This window comes from Hyalangium gracile, assembly GCF_020103725.1.
In the GTDB taxonomy this organism is placed as follows: domain Bacteria; phylum Myxococcota; class Myxococcia; order Myxococcales; family Myxococcaceae; genus Hyalangium; species Hyalangium gracile.
Genome location: NZ_JAHXBG010000043.1, coordinates 30,146 through 44,900 on the forward strand (window position 1 = coordinate 30,146; position 14,755 = coordinate 44,900).

The 14,755-nt window shown below is 70.0% G+C and carries 11 protein-coding genes; 4 read left to right on the forward strand and 7 right to left on the reverse strand.

Annotated features, from left to right (window positions below; translation table 11 throughout):
* The first annotated feature begins 41 nt into the window (after positions 1-41).
* Positions 42-1,280 (forward strand): threonine/serine exporter family protein, encoded by a 1,239-nt coding sequence (locus KY572_RS45135; RefSeq protein ID WP_317987987.1) that lies wholly within the window; start codon positions 42-44, stop codon positions 1,278-1,280.
* A gap of 21 nt (positions 1,281-1,301) precedes the next feature.
* Here the strand turns inward: KY572_RS45135 and xdhB are convergent, their stop codons facing one another.
* From xdhB to KY572_RS45150, 3 genes are all read right to left on the reverse strand, one after another.
* Positions 1,302-3,677 (reverse strand): xanthine dehydrogenase molybdopterin binding subunit, encoded by a 2,376-nt coding sequence (gene xdhB, locus KY572_RS45140; RefSeq protein WP_224249995.1) that lies wholly within the window; start codon positions 3,675-3,677, stop codon positions 1,302-1,304.
* 4 nt (positions 3,678-3,681) lie between these two features.
* Entirely contained in the window at positions 3,682-5,133 is a 1,452-nt protein-coding gene (gene xdhA, locus KY572_RS45145; RefSeq protein WP_224249996.1) for a xanthine dehydrogenase small subunit, read from the reverse strand.
* Between the two features lie 63 nt (positions 5,134-5,196).
* Positions 5,197-5,613 (reverse strand): DoxX family protein, encoded by a 417-nt coding sequence (locus KY572_RS45150; protein WP_224249997.1) that lies wholly within the window; start codon positions 5,611-5,613, stop codon positions 5,197-5,199.
* A 118-nt stretch (positions 5,614-5,731) separates the two neighbouring features.
* Here KY572_RS45150 and KY572_RS45155 point away from each other — a divergent pair, with 118 nt between their 5' ends.
* Positions 5,732-6,823 carry an AI-2E family transporter gene (locus KY572_RS45155; protein WP_224249998.1) on the forward strand — a complete coding sequence of 364 codons (1,092 nt, stop codon included), beginning with the start codon at positions 5,732-5,734 and terminating at the stop codon, positions 6,821-6,823.
* Positions 6,824-6,844: 21 nt separating this feature from the next.
* Here KY572_RS45155 and KY572_RS45160 read toward each other — a convergent pair whose 3' ends face one another.
* The 4 genes from KY572_RS45160 to KY572_RS45175 form a co-directional block, all read right to left on the reverse strand.
* The gene (locus KY572_RS45160; RefSeq protein ID WP_224249999.1) at positions 6,845-7,045 is read right to left on the reverse strand and encodes a hypothetical protein; all 201 of its coding nucleotides are present in this window, start codon (positions 7,043-7,045) and stop codon (positions 6,845-6,847) included.
* Between the two features lie 421 nt (positions 7,046-7,466).
* Positions 7,467-9,635 (reverse strand): dipeptidyl peptidase 3, encoded by a 2,169-nt coding sequence (locus KY572_RS45165; RefSeq protein WP_224250000.1) that lies wholly within the window; start codon positions 9,633-9,635, stop codon positions 7,467-7,469.
* Between the two features lie 193 nt (positions 9,636-9,828).
* The gene (locus KY572_RS45170; protein ID WP_224250001.1) at positions 9,829-10,335 is read right to left on the reverse strand and encodes an ureidoglycolate lyase; all 507 of its coding nucleotides are present in this window, start codon (positions 10,333-10,335) and stop codon (positions 9,829-9,831) included.
* Between the two features lie 108 nt (positions 10,336-10,443).
* Positions 10,444-12,150, reverse strand: coding sequence for a lamin tail domain-containing protein (locus KY572_RS45175; protein WP_224250002.1), 1,707 nt, complete (start codon positions 12,148-12,150; stop codon positions 10,444-10,446).
* 338 nt (positions 12,151-12,488) lie between these two features.
* Between KY572_RS45175 and KY572_RS45180 the strand changes: the two genes are divergently transcribed.
* Together KY572_RS45180 and KY572_RS45185 are read left to right on the forward strand one after the other, a co-directional pair.
* On the forward strand, positions 12,489-13,637 hold the full coding sequence (locus KY572_RS45180) for an oxygen-binding di-iron domain-containing protein (protein WP_224250003.1): 1,149 nt from the start codon (positions 12,489-12,491) through the stop codon (positions 13,635-13,637).
* A 41-nt stretch (positions 13,638-13,678) separates the two neighbouring features.
* A complete protein-coding gene (locus KY572_RS45185) occupies positions 13,679-14,716 on the forward strand; it encodes a serine/threonine-protein kinase (protein ID WP_224250004.1) in 1,038 nt (345 codons plus the stop codon).
* Positions 14,717-14,755 lie beyond the last annotated feature (39 nt).

Genomic DNA, 14,755 nt, shown 5'->3' on the forward strand with positions numbered 1-14,755 from the left:
GGTTTGACTCACCCCGGCAGCTCTGCCATGTGCGGCGCGTGATTCCGCCCGAGCAGTCCTCCGCGTTGCGCGAGCCGCCCCCGGGCCCGGTGGTGGGGTTCATCCTGCGACTGGGTCAGGCCCTCCACCAGTACGGCACTCCGGCCCACCGGCTGGAGGAGCAGCTGCGCCAGGTGTCCGAGCGCTTCGGCGTGGAGGCGCGCTTCTTCTCCACCCCCACCTCCATCTTCGCCTCCTTCGGCCGACCCGAAGCGCTCCAGACGAGCCTCATCCGCGTGGAGCCCGGCGAGATGGACCTCGAGCGGCTGACGCTGCTGGACGCGCTCGCGCAGGAGGTCATCCACGGGAGGCTCGCCCCGGACCAGGGCGCGCAGCGGGTGGAGTTCATCCTCCAGTCGCCCGTGCGCTATGGGCGCCTCATCACCCTGCTCTGCTGGACGGTCGCGGCCGGCGCCGCGGCTCGGCTCTTCGGCGGAGGGGCTCGGGAGATCGGCGTGGCGGCGCTGAGCAGCCTCGCCATCGGCGTGCTGGATCAGCTGACGCACCGCAACCTGCGCGCCTCCCGGGTGCTGGAGCCCGTGGCCGCGCTGATGGCCTCGGCCCTGGCCGTCGCCGCGGCGAGCGTCCTCGGTCCGATGTCCATCCAGGTGGCCACGCTCTCGGGGCTCATCGTCCTGCTGCCAGGGCTCGGGCTCACCGTGGCCATCAACGAGCTGGCCACGCGGCACCTCATCTCCGGCACCTCCCGGCTGACGGGCGCGGCGCTCGTCTTCCTCCAGCTCACCTTTGGCGTGGCCCTGGGGCAGCGGCTGGCCGAGCTGCTGCCCGTGCCCGCCACCGTGCTGCCCGCCTCGCCCCTGCCGTTCTGGACGGCGGTGGCGGCGCTGGTGGTGGCGGCGCTCGCGGTGAGCGTGCTCTTCCGCGCACGGCCCGAGGACATCGGGTGGATCGTCGCGGCGGGCGCGCTGGCCTTCGGTGGAGCCCGGCTGGGAACCCGGGGGCTCGGCGCGGAGCTGGGAGCCTTCGTCGGAGCGCTGGCGCTCGGCATGGCCAGCAACCTCCTGGCCCGCGCGCGCAACCGGCCCGCCGTCGTTACCATCGTCCCGGGGATGATGCTGCTCGTCCCCGGCAGCCTCGGGTTCCGCAGCCTGGAGTCCCTGCTCGCCCGGGATGTGGTGTCCGGCGTGGGCACCGCCTTCTCCATGCTGCTGGTGGCGGTGGCCATCGCCGCGGGCCTGCTCTTCGCCAACGCGCTGGTGCCTCCGCGCCGGGTGCTCTGAAGCCCGGCCCGCCTCCGAGCCTCAGCGCCTGGCGCTCCGAGCCGCCTCCACCGCGCGGAGGATGGCCTCCGGCGTGGCCGGGGACATGAGCTGCACCTCCGTGCGCGGAGGCCCGAAGGCCCCGATGGCGTGCCGCAGCGCCGTCACCGCGCCGATGGCGAGCATGAACGGGGGCTCACCCACCGCCTTGCTCCCGTGGATGGTGCCGTCCTGAGGCGCGCGCTCCAGCAGCGACACGCGGAAGTCCTCGGGCGCATCGCCCAGCGCCGGAATCTTGTACGTGTCCGGCGAGTGCGTGAGGAGCCGCCCCTTCGTGTCGATGAGGACCTCCTCGCAGGTGAGCCACCCGAGCCCCTGGATGAAGCCGCCCTCCACCTGGCCCTTGTCGATGGTGGGCACCAGCGAGCTGCCCACGTCGTGGAGGATGTCCACGCGGCGGATCCGGTGCTCGCCGGTGAGGCCCGACACCTCCACCTCCACCACCGCGCTCCCGAAGGCGTAGTAGTGGAACGGCTTGCCCCGCCCCGAGTTCCGGTCGTACCCGATGCCCGGCGTCCGGTAGTACCCCGTCGCGGACAGCGACACCTGGTCCTTGTATGCGGCCTGCGTCACGGCCTCGAAGCTCACGGTCCGCTGAGGCTGCCCCGGGTGGGACACCTTCCCCCCCGCGAAGGCAATCCGCTCCGCCTCCGCGCCCTCCACCTGCAGCAGCTTCGCGGCGATGGGCCGCAGCCGCTCGCGCAGCGTGTCGCAGGCGTTCTTCACCGCCTGCCCGTTCAGGTCCGAGCCGCTCGAGGCCGCGGTCGCCGACGTGTTGGGCACCTTGTCCGTGGCGGTGTTCATCACCCGCACGCGCTCGACGGCCACGCCCAGCTCGTGGGCCGCGATGGCCCGCATCTTCGTGTGCAGCCCCTGCCCCATCTCCGTGCCACCGTGGTTGAGCTGCACGGTGCCATCCGCGTAGATGACGACGAAGGCTCCCGCCTGGTTCAGGAAGCTCGTGGTGAAGGAGATGCCGAACTTCACCGGCTGGTAGCCGATGCCCCGCTTCGTCCACCGCGAGGAGGCGTTGAACTGCTCGATCTCCGCCCGGCGGCGCGCGTACTCGCTGGAGTCCATCAGCTCCGCGTGGATGCGCGGGATGCGGTTGCCCTCCACCCGCTGGCCGTAGTGCGTCTCGCTCGCGGCGCCCTCGCCGTAGTAGTTGAGCCGCCGCACCTCGGCCGGATCCAGCCCCAGCCGCTCGGCGGCGCGGTTGATTACCTCCTCCACCACGTACATGCCCTGGGGCCCGCCGAAGCCGCGGAACGCCGTGTTGGACGGCTGGTTCGTCCGCGCCACGCGCCCCACCACCTCCACGTTGGGCAGGAAGTACGCGTTGTCCATGTGGAACAGCGCCCGGTCCAGGATGGCGTGCGACAGGTCATTGCTCCACCCGCCGTCGGACACCAGGTCGGCCTTGAGGGCCAGCAGCCGCCCGTCCTCGGAGAAGCCCGCGTCATACCGGGCCCAGAACGGGTGGCGCTTCCCCGTCTGCTCCATGTCCTGGTCGCGGTTGAGCCATACCTTCACCGGCCGCCGGGTGTAGTACGCACCCAGCGCCGCGAGCGCCGCGAAGGGCGCCGCCTGCGTCTCCTTGCCGCCGAAGCCGCCGCCCATGCGCGGCACCTCCACCGTCACCTGGTGCCGCCCCAGGCCCAGCACCTCCGCCACCTTCTCCTGCACCTCCGAGGGGTGCTGCGTGGAGGACCAGAGGCGCACCGCCCCGTCCTCCTCCAGCACCGCCAGCGACACCTGCGTCTCCAGGTAGAAGTGGTCCTGCGCCCCCGTCATGCACTCGCCCTGGATGCGCACCGGCGCGGAGAGCAGCGCCGCCTCCGGCTCGCCACGGCGGATGACGTGCGGAGTCGGGAAGAACGGGTTGGGGATGAACTGGTTCTGCTCGATGGCCTCGCGGATGGACAGGCACGCGGGCAGCACCTCGTACTCCACCTCCACCAGGGCGGCGGCCTTCCGACAGATCGCCGCGCTCTCGGCCACCACCAGCGCCACGGCCTGCCCCACGCAGAACACCTTGTCCGTCGCCAGCAGGGGCTCGTCGTGGGGGCCCTTCACCGGGCACACGTCGTTCACCCCGGGGATGTCCTGGGCGAACACCACCGCGTGGACACCCGGCAGCGCCAGGGCCCGGCTGGCGTCCCGACGCACCACGCGCGCATGGGCGTGCGGCGAGGCGATGACCAGGCCCGTCAGCAGGCCCGGGGGCGCGGGCAGATCATCCACGTAGAGCGCCTCGCCGCTGGTGTGCTTCAGCCCGCTCTCGTGGAGGGCCGGAGCATGCAGGGGGCTCTTGGACTCGGAAGGCTGCGGAGCAACTTCGGAGGGTATGGCGACCATCACATCACCTCACCTGGACCGTGGCGGCGTGGTGCTCCTGGAGCCGGGGTGACGGCTCTCCGAGCGTCTCCTGGAAGAACCCCCGGAGCAGGTTCTTCGCGACCTGCCCCCGGTACCAGGCCGAGCCGCGATGATCCGTCCTCGGCGTGAAGTCCTCATCCAGCCGAGCGAGCACCGCCTCCACGCTCGCCTCCGTCCAGGGCTGCCCCACGAGCGCCTCCTCGGTGCGCCGCGCGCGGGCCGGCCGGGCGGACATGCCCCCGTAGGCGAGCCGCGCCTCCACCACCCGCTCCGCCCCGTCCACCACCACCCGGAAGCCCGCGGAGACGGAGCTGATGTCCAGCTCGCGCCGCTTCGACACCTTGTAGGCGATGCTGCGCGCCCCCGAGGGCTGCGCCGGCACATCCACGAAGGCCAGGATCTCCCCCGGCTTCAGCGCGGTGCGGCGGTAGTCCACGAAGAACTCCTCCAGCGGCATCCGCCGCTCGCCCGCGCGCGAGAGCACCACCGCCTCCGCGCCCAGGGCGATGAGCACCGGCGCCAGGTCTCCAATCGGGGACGCCGTGCACAGGTTGCCGCCCACCGTCGCGCGGTTCTTGATCTGCCGGGCGCCGAAGTAGCGGATCATCCGCTCCAGGGGCGTGCACACGCCGCGCGAGTAGTCCTCCAGCTCCGTGAGCGTCACCGTCGCGCCCACGCGGTGCCCGCCCAGGCGCGGCGCCAGCGTGCGCAGCTCGGACAGCGCCTCCAGGGACACGAGCAGCGGCGGCTCCGCGTAGCGCTTCGTCACCTCCAGCGACAGGTCCGTGCCGCCCACCACGAAGCGCGCGCCAGGGTGCGCGTCGAGCACATCCCACAGCTTCTCGAGGGTGGCGGGCGTGAAGAAGCGCTGCTCCCCGGCCGAGTAGGAGAGCTCCATGGGCTCGGGCTTCGTCTCCGCCAGGGCGCGGGCGAAGCGATCCTTCGGGCCCAGGCCCGCCACGCGCGCGGCGGCATCCCGGATGGGCCGGTAACCCGTGCAGCGGCAGAGGTTGCCGCACATCTGCGCGTCCAGCTTCCAGGGCTCGTCGAAGTCCTTGCGGTGACAGGCCTCCAGCAGCGCCATGGCGACGCCCGGCGTGCAGTAGCCGCACTGCGAGCCCAGTGCACTGGCGAGCACCTTCTGCACCTCGTGGTACTCGCCGCGCTCCTTGAGCGCCTCCACGGTGTAGACGCGCTTGCCCTGCACCATGGGCAGCAGCAGCAGGCACGAGTTGATGGCCCGCAGCGCCTGCCCGCCCTTCCCGTCCTCCTCCAGCACGGCCACCGTGCACGCCCCGCAGTCGCCCTCCGCGCACCCTTCCTTGGTGCCCGTCAGGTGCGCCCGGTCGCGCAGGTAGCGCAGCACCGTGGTGGTGGGAGAGAGCCCCGACTCCTCGACGAGCCGGTCGTTGAGATAGAAGCGCAGCCGATCCATGTGTCTCCTGGCCGCCCCGGAGCGGCGGCTGCGGTGCAGTCTACCCCGGTCGAGGCCGCCTCCTCACCCCCGGGTGAGGTAGATAGCCGCCAGGCTGACGAGGAAGTAGGGGGCGATGCCCGCCGCCCCGGCGTAGTCCTTGGCCATGCGCTGGCCGAACAGGAGCGCCAGGAAACACACCCCCGCCAGCATGCTGCCCACACAGGCCACCTGGGGGCGCCCGGTGGCCACCAGCAGCACCACGCCCACGGCGCACAGCGCCCCCGCCACCACCTCCAGCAGGGTGAGGGTGAGCAGCATGGGCATCACCATCCCCCGGAGCACCGGCACCTTGGAGAACAGCTGCGTCTGCCAGCCCAGGTTGCCCTTCCAGTCGAAGACCTTGTCCAGGCCGGACTGGAGGAAGGTGATGGCCAGGTAGGCCACCGGAAGGATCTGCAGCATCCACATGGGGAACTGGGGCGAGTCGATCGACGGCATCGCCCTCACTCTACCCGGCCCGCGCGCATTCCCAAGCCCCGCTTCACCGTGCGGAATTCGGCGTTTCCGGCCGCTTTCCCCTTCCCCCCCGGCCCAGGGGACCTAATGTCGTCTCGCTATGGCTACGGACCTGGTCGCCCGCCGCGTGTTCGCGGGCCTCATCGTGCTCTCCATCTTCCTGCTGGCCCTCGTCGTCCGCCCCTTCGCCAAGGGCTTCTTCCTGGCGGCGGTGCTCGCTGGAGCGCTCTACGGGGTCCACAAGCGGCTCACCCGCGCCTTCCGCGGACGGGCCAGCATCTCCGCCGGGCTGCTCTGCTTCGGCGTCATCGTCGCCCTGCTGCTGCCGCTCACCGGCTTCACCGCCTTCCTGGTCAGCGAGGCGGTCGACGGCATGCGCTTCATCCAGGAGACGATCCGCACGGAGGGTGTGGAGGGTCTCACGGAGCGCCTGCCCGGGCCGGTGCGCAACCTCGCCGAGCGGATGATGGATCGCCTCCAGGTGGAGGAGCTGCGGCTGGACGAGAAGCTCCAGGAGCAGGTGAGCACCCAGGGAGGCACCGCCGCCAAGGCGGTGACGGGCGTGGTGGCCGCCACGGGCTCCTTCGCCTTCCAGACGGTGATGATGCTGATCGCCTTCTTCTTCTTCCTGGTGGACGGCAAGCGGCTGGTGGAGTGGCTCGAGAAGGTCTCCCCCCTCAAGAGCGGGCAGACCGAGGAGATCCTCCTCGAGTTCCGCCTCGTGGCCACCTCCGTGCTGGTGTCCTCGGTGGCCACCGCGGGGGTGCAGTCGGTGGCCGCGCTCGTGGGCTACCTGATTGCCCGGGTGCCCGTGCCCTTCTTCTTCGCCGCGGTGACGTTCTTCCTGGCCCTGATTCCCGCCATCGGCGCGGCCGTGGTGTGCTTCGCCGCCGCCGGCATCCTGCTCATCACCGGCCACCAGTGGATGGCCCTCTTCCTGGCCGTCTGGGGCGTGGTGGTGGTGGGGCTGGTGGACAACATCGTCAAGCCCCTGCTCGTCAAGCGAGGCCTGGACATGCACGGGGGCATCGTCTTCTTCGCGCTGCTGGGAGGCCTGGCCATGTTCGGGACGGTGGGCCTGCTGCTCGGCCCGCTCATCGTCGCCTTCTTCCTGGCCCTGATTCGCATCTACGAGCGTGACTACGGCCGCTCCGCCGCTCAACCCTCGGCGCCGGCCACCCCGCCCACGTGAGGTGGGGCGGGGCCCAGGTGCCTACCAGGAGCGGACCGGGATGTCCCACATGCTCTCGAAGTCCTCGATGTCCTCGGCGCGGGAGCGTCGGGTGGGGCGCAATGCCTGAGGACGCTCCGGCAGCTCGCTCGAGGACGGGAGCTCCGACACCAGAGACACCGGAAGCGGCGCGTTGAGGCGCAGCGCGTCAGGGACGATGTTGGCTTCAGATGCGGTCTGCATAAGCCCCCCTCGATCGGGTTCCGAGATGTCGATTCGGGTGATGAGCAATCACCGTGCCGCCCTTGAACACCCTGCCAGCCACAACCTGTCACTCCTACGCCCCACCTCGGCCTCGCCTTCTACGAATGAGGACCGAGGAAGTTCCATCGGCGGAGCAGGTGGCAGGGCGTTCGCCCCGAACACCACGCACCCTAGCGAACAGGGCTGACACGTCGAGTTCTCACCCGCCACGTCACATCGCCAGAAGGTCCGCACCGAACCTGGCGAGCGGCTCCCGGCCCAGGACATCCCTGGCGGCTGATCAGCCACGTCCCACGGAAATCCGTCGCCAGACAGCCACGGTCGTCCAGGAAACCGGCACTCCCTCGCGGAGACGACACGCCTTTGACACGGAGCGTCATCCCGCCACGCTCCCGCGGCCTCAGCGTCCCGAGCCGGACTTCGCGGGCGCGGCGCCGCGCTTCGCCGGGCGGGCGGGGGCTTCGGCGGCGGGGGCTGGCGCCAGCGTCTTGAAGGCCTCCTTCAAGGCCCCGGGGGTGCTGGCCAGGCCGGCGGCCATCTTCGTGGCCTCGGCGGGCGCCAGCTTGCCGAGCACGCTGCGCTCCAGGTGCTGCTCGATGAAGCCCTGAGCGGTCTCCACCTTCAGGTCCGTCACCTGGCCCTTGTCATCCACCACGGGCACCAGGCGCGGCGCGGTCATGAAGAGCACCGACGGCACATCCGCGGCCTTCACGCGCTGGGCCACCTCGTCGCGCAGCTTGGGATCGAACTTGATGCCCTTCTGCGTCACCAGCTCGCGGATGCCCTCGTAGTCGCCGGTGGCCTTGATGACCATCAGCTTGGAGAGCAGCTCGCCCACCGCCGCGCGCATCTTGTCGTAGTCCACCACCGTCCAGTAGGTGCGCCCGTTCTCGGTCACCTGCTTCACCGCGCCCTTCTCGATCATGAAGTTCACGGCCATGTGGTGGCCGCGCTGGTGGTCCTCCTCGAACGAGTCCCCCTTCTCCACGCGGGACAGGTTGGTCAGCCCCTCCACCAGGTAGTCGCGGTACATCTGCTGGGCGATCTTCAAGGCGTCCGGAGACAGCTCCGTCAGCGCCGGATCGAACGCGTGCCACAGCGCGACGAGGTCCGCGCGGGCCTCCTCCAGCGTGTTGTCGTACTCCTTGAGGTAGTACGAGGGCGGCTGCTTGCCGAGCTTCTTCTTGTCGCTCTGGCCCGAGGCGTGGCCGAGCACCTCGTGGAAGGCGACCAGCCACTTGCGCGCGGCAACGGAGTACTTCTCGGCCTGGGCGCGCTCCTCGGGCGTCCGGGAGAACTCGAGCGCCAGCGGCAGGCGGCGCAGCGCGGAAGCCGCGTCCATCACGTTGGCGACCAGGATGCTCTTGCTGCCGTACTTCTCGCGGATGTGCTGCTCGTTGGGCAGGTTGATGCCGGCGGGCGGCGTGGGATGGGTGGCGACGAAGTCCACGGCCTTGGCCACCGGCAGCGTCACCTTCTTGCGCTTGTAGGTGTCCGGCCAGGGCATCCGGTCCTCGAAGTACTGGGCCCGCTTCGCGATGAGCTCCATGATCTGGTTCTCCGAGGCGTTGCGGTAGTTGACGAGCGCCTCCCACTGGCCCTTCTGCCCGCGCGGATCCACGTACGTCTCGATGAAGCCGATGTTGGCGTCCACCACCGTGTCCGCCTTCAGCCAGGCGATGTTGTAGGCCTCCCAGTCCTTGAGGTTGCCCGTCTGGAAGTAGCGGATGAGCCTGGCGAGCACCGGCTTCTGCTTCGCGTTGGCGGACTTCATCGCCTCGGTGAGCTGGGCGATGACGCGCGTGAGCGGCTCCGCGTAGAGCCCTGGAGGGATCTTCTTGTCCCCGGCGCGGAAGATCTGCTCCACCAGCTTGCCGTTCTCCTTCACCACGCGCGAGTTGAGCGGGTTCTTCTCGGAGAAGCGCTCCAGGTCCTTCAACGTCACGCCGGGCCCATAGGAGGTGCTCGCCGAGGCGGTGAGCATGTCCTGGCCCTCTGGCGGCGACTTGGCGGTGAGCGCGGGCTCGAAGGACGCATCGAAGATCGTCGGCTGCAGCTCCTTGATCCAGGCGCGCAGGGCGTACTCGTCCTTGGCGCCGAAGGTGTAGCCGGCGCGGAAGGCGCGCACCGCCGCGGCATCCAGCTCTCCCGCGGTGAAGTCGGGGACGAACTTCCGCCCCGTCACCTGATCGTGGTTGCCCGTCTCTCCATAGAAGCGCGTGAGGTACGACGTGAGCCGCTTGTCGAACAGGCCCGGACCGCCGGCGCCCTCCAGGCCAAAGAGGTAGATGCCCTCGATCAGCCGCTTCACCTCCAGCAGCTTCCAGCCCAGCTGGTCATAGGCGATGTCCTCGCCCGCGTGGGCCGCGAGCGTGAGGAACCAGGCGACCCGCTTGTCCTCCGGAGCCAGCCCGGCGACTCCCGGAGCGAAGATCTGCGCGACGGCCTGGTTGCCAGTACGCCCCTTGAGGAACGAGGCGGCGGAGGCGGGGCCAGTCGTCTTCGCGGGCTCGGCCGGCTTCGCCTGCGGCGCTGCGGCGAGCACGGAGAGCAGGAGGAGGGCGTACATGCGGGCTCCCAGGACAGGAAAGGACGAGGGGCCTCGCAGTTAGCACCCGCGCCCGTTTGGTGCCAGTTTGAGATTGCATTCCCAAATCCCGAAAGGACCCAGGCCATACTCTCCGCGTGGGTCCAGCTTGATCGCCGCGGCGGCGCTGCTGAGCGGCAGCACCCTGCCGCTCACCCGCAGGCTCCTGCACCGCTCAGCCGCTGGTCACCCGCAGGGGCGCGGAGAGGGGGCGCTCCTCGCAGTCTCGGGCGGTGCCGTCCTCCCACGCCAGCATGAGGAACTCCGCCGGCCCGTCGAGCGCGATGATGGGGTGGTGCCAGACGCCCGCGTGGTAGTTCACGCCCTGCCCCGGGCCGCAGAGGAAGGCGCGCAGTTCGGAGAGCACCGGCTCGCCGCGCTCATCGCTCGGACACACCACGACGAGGAAGCGCTGGCACGCCAGCGGCACGAACATCTGCGTGGAGCACGGGTGGCGCTCGACGAGGCGCACCTCGAAGGGCAGCGCCTTCGCCACCGAGCGGAACACCGCGAGGTTCGGCTGGGCCTCGGGCCGGCTGCTGGTGAGCCGGGCAATGCGATCGTAACGGGTGGCCGTCCCCTGGTTGGCGCTGCTGCCCCCCCCCAGGTCCAGGCCGATGACGTCTCCAAAGGGAGCGAACGCCTCCCGCGTGAGGGGCTGCGCCCGAAGTACTTCCCGCATGCTCGGTTCTCCTAGCGAGGCCGAGCCTACGACAACACGAACGCCCGAGACCATCGAGGGTCCCGGGCGTCCGTGCCACACCCGTCGGTCAGGCGTGGGGCTCGCGCGCTAGTAGGCGGTGCCGTTCGCACGCTTGCCCGGCGAGGACGCGGTGCCGCCCACGCTGGTGTGCAGCACGAACGTCCCGCTGCTGGAGCCGTCCGGGCTCCGGTTGGCCGACACGCCGTCCGTCCCCGTCACCGTGGAGCCGAAGGTAGCCGTGGCCACCGTGGTGCCCGCCGAGTTCTTCACCGTCACCGTCTCGCTGCTGTTGGACAGGTTGAGCGAGCCCGTGGACGCGGCTACCGCGTTGGTCAGGCCCGCGGGAATGCCCGCCGCGCCGCCGAAGATGACCACCGCCTTGCCCGCCGCCAGGCTCGAGCCGCTGGGGAAGGTGTGCCGCAGGCCCGCCGCGTCGGAGACCGTCCACCCGGACAGATCCACCGTCGTGCTGCCCGGGTTGACCAGCTCCACGAACTCGCCGTTCACGTCCGAGCCGGCCTCGTTGATGAGCACCTCGTTGATGAAGACGGTGCCCGTGCCGCCACCGCCGGAGGTGGTGATGGTGAAGGCCGCGGCGCTCGAGTCCGTCACGGCCGCGTTGGCCGCATCGCTCACGCGCACCCGCGCCGTGGTGGTGGCGCTGCTCGGCACCGTCCAGGGGTAGCTGCCCGCGGAGGCCGCCGTGCTCGAGGTGATCACCGTCCACGTGCTGCCGTTGAGCGTGTACTCCAGCTTCACGTTCGTCACGCCCGTGGCCGACCAGGTGATGGACTGGCTGCTGCCGCCCGCCCAGCTCTCACCGCCATTGGGCGAGCTCAGCGTGACGCTCGCGCTGACGGTATCCCCGGGGATGAGGAAGTCCTTGATGACGGCCATGTGCTGCATGTTGGTGGCGCCGCTGTCACCGCTCAGCGCCGGGGAGATCTCCGCCAGGGGCGAGTACACGCGCGTGTCCACCACCAGGCCCGAGGAGAAGGTGCTGCCGCCAATCACCGTGGCCACCTGGTACTGCCGCAGGTCGCCGTCCACGAGCACGTGATCGTACGGCTTGCCGCGGGCCGCGTTGGTGTTGGTGTTGCCGTTGCGATCCGCCGGATACGGGCTGGCCGTCGACACCACCTGGGAGAAGGTGCTGAAGCAGGACTCGGAGCGGCTGTCGGTGTTGAAGTCCCCGCCGATGGCCAGGTAGTCCCCCGTGGGGATGTTGGCCTTGATGAAGTTGACCAGGTTGGTCGCCTCCGTGTTGCGCACGCTGCTGCTCGCCGTGAGCAGGTGCACGCTCACCACCCAGAGATCCTTCGGGCCCGGCACGTCGATGCGCGCCCACGCGAAGTCCCGGTTGCTCACCTGCGTGTCGTCCCACTCGCCTGCGGCGATGATCGGCCAGCGGCTGATGACGCCGTTGGGGATCTGCGCCCCGGCCTCCCGGTAATACGAGAAAGTCGTACCAAAGGCGTTGTTGACGAAAGTCCGGATGGCCGTCGCCGAGTTGTCGCCGTAGTTGAACTCCTGGATCATCACCACGTCCGGCTTCGTGCCCTTGAAGATGCGGATGCCCTCGCCCGGGTCATAGCTCTGCAGGTTGCCGCTGGTGGTGTTGGCCGCCATGAGGCGCACCGGCGTGCTCACCGCGAACTGCTGGGTCTCCAGGGTGTCACTCTCCACCCCGTCCACTTCGGCGCCGCCGCACGCCGCGAGCACCAGGGAGAGCACAGCCGCCAGGAATCGACGGTCCAGCCGCGTGGGCCTCGAGGAGGTTTCAGTCTTTCTCACGATGTATTGGGTCCTGCCCCGAAGCGGAGCGATGAGGGTTTCACAGCTAGACCTGTCTGCGAGCGAGGCGAGCACTCCTGCTCCGCCCCTTGTCCTTATCGCCCTGCGTCGAGCGCACGTTGCGTGACGCCCGGGTGAATTGCTCCCACACCCAATGCAGTCACATGGGACCCCGCCCCCGGAATCCGCCGAGAAGTGAACGCAAGGTTTGCGCAAGGTTTTCGTGTTCTTACGGGTTCACGCAGTTTCTGCGCGTCCAGGAAAGCCCTTTCGGGAAGGTGTCGCGTGGCACCGGCATTGCTGAGGGTTGGGGTACACCCCCCTCCGTATTCACATCCATGAGCACGCCCCCCGTCTCCACCCACCCCCCCTCTGATCTGCGCCTGGTTCCCGTCGAGTTTGCCCCCGAGACGTTCTGGGTCGGCAAGAGAGATCCCGGCAACATCTTCTACGCCAACCCCTACCTGCGCCGCTTCCGCGGCGTGGATCCGAAGACGCAGAAGCAGAGCGAGTTCAACCTGCTGATCGATCCCGGCTCGAGCAGCGACTTCTCCACCATCCACACGAAGGTGACGTCGCTGATCGGCGGACTGGAGCGCCTGTCCGCGCTCTTCATCAACCACCAGGATCCGGACGTGGGCTCGTCCGCGTCGATCATCTCCGCGCGCTACGCTCCGCGCGCCGGCATCGTCTGCTCGGAGGACACGTGGCGGCTCATCGTCCACATGAACCTGCCGCGCAACCGCTTCATCGCCACGGAGAAGTTCGCCCAGGGCCTGAACGTGCCCACCGGCCACCGGCTGATCCCGGTGCCCACGCCCTTCTGCCACTTCCGCGGCGCGGTGATGCTCTATGATCCGCAGACGCGCGTGCTCTTCTCCGGCGACCTGTTCGGCGGCCTCACCGACGCCAACGCCCAGGGCCTGTGGGCCGAGGAGTCCGACTGGAAGGGCATCCGGGCCTTCCATCAGATCTACATGCCGGTGAACGCTGCGCTGGCGCGCGCGGTGGCCACCATCCGCAAGCTCCAGCCCGCGGTGGAGATCATCGCGCCGCAGCACGGGCGCATCGTCCGCGGAGCGCTCGTCTCGCAGTTCCTGGAGCGCATGGAGCGGCTGCAGGTGGGCCTGGACATCATGGACGAGGCCCAGGACCGCACGCACCTGCAGGCGTGGAACTCGGTGGTGGATCGGGTGCTGACGCTGGCGCGCGGCTACCTGGGCACCTCCGTGGAGACCAAGCTCGCCACCAGCCCGGAGCTGTCGGACACCGCCGCCTTCGACGGCAAGCGGCTGACGGTGAACCGCATGGGCAAGTGGACCCTGGAGCACGTGGTGGATCTGCTCTGCCAGGGAGAGCCGCCGGAGATCGCCGGTCCCATCCTCGTCGAGGCCACCAGCGCCGCCGCCGAGTACAACCTGCCCACCCCCCACCTGGACATCGAGGGCAACGCCGCACCCGCCCACGTGTCGCTGCTCACCAGCTGAGGCGTGACACACGCTCGCTCGGCTCAGGACATGGCAGACAGATGGAGACTTCAGTGAAGGACAAGGACGAAGCCTCGGCGTTGAGCTACCTGGGAGGCGGGGGTGTCTCGCCACGCCTCTCGCTGGCGCGCACGCCCTCGGGGACGTTGATCCAGGGCGCGGTCACCCCCTCTCCCTCCGAGCCCGCCTCCGTGCGTGGGCTGGTGCCGGGGCAGGTGGCGGCGGGCCGCTATCGCGTGGAGCGGTGGCTCGGCGCGGGCGGCAGCGCGGCCGTGTACGCCGCCACGGATCTCCAGACGCACGCGCCCGTGGCGCTCAAGCTGCTGACGGCCTCCAGTCACGACGGGACGCTCGTGGCCCGCTTCCGACAGGAGCTGGAGCACGCCCGGGTGCTCGATCATCCCAACGTCCTGCGGCTCCTCGACGTGGGGACGGATGGCGACCGGCACTTCCTCATCTCGGAGCTGCTCCAGGGGATGGACCTGAGGCACCGCCTGCAGGCGCACCGCCCCACGCTCGCCGAGTCCCTGCGCTGGCTCACCCACGCCGTGTGCGCGCTGGAGCACGCGCACGAGCGCGGGGTGCTGCACCGGGACGTGAAGCCCGGCAACCTCTTCATCACCCACACGGGCGTGCTCAAGCTGATGGACTTCGGGCTCGCCAAGAGCGAGCACGTGGCGGGCGTCACCGCCCAGGGCGCCGTCTTCGGCACGCCGGAGTACATGGCCCCGGAGCAGGCGATGGGTGAGCCGGTCTCCCCCGCGACGGACCTGTACTCGCTGGGGATCGTGGCCTACGAGCTGCTCACCGGCCAGCTGCCCTTCCGCCACACGCAGCCCGTGCCGCTGATGTTCCTGCACGTGCAGCAGCAGCCGGTGCCCCCGCGCACCCTCAACCCCCAGCTCCCCGAGCCGTTCGAGAAGGTCGTCCTCAAGCTGCTCGCCAAGGCGCCCGACGCTCGCTTCAGGAGCGCCTCGGCGCTCCGCGCGGCCCTGCGAGAGCTCTGGCCGCTGGTGCTGCCCGCCTCGCCCATGACCCGCCCGGCGCGCACGCCCAGCCCCCGGCTCCAGGTGGTGTGAGCACCGTCACGAAGGTGCTTCCCTACCCGCCCGGTAGGG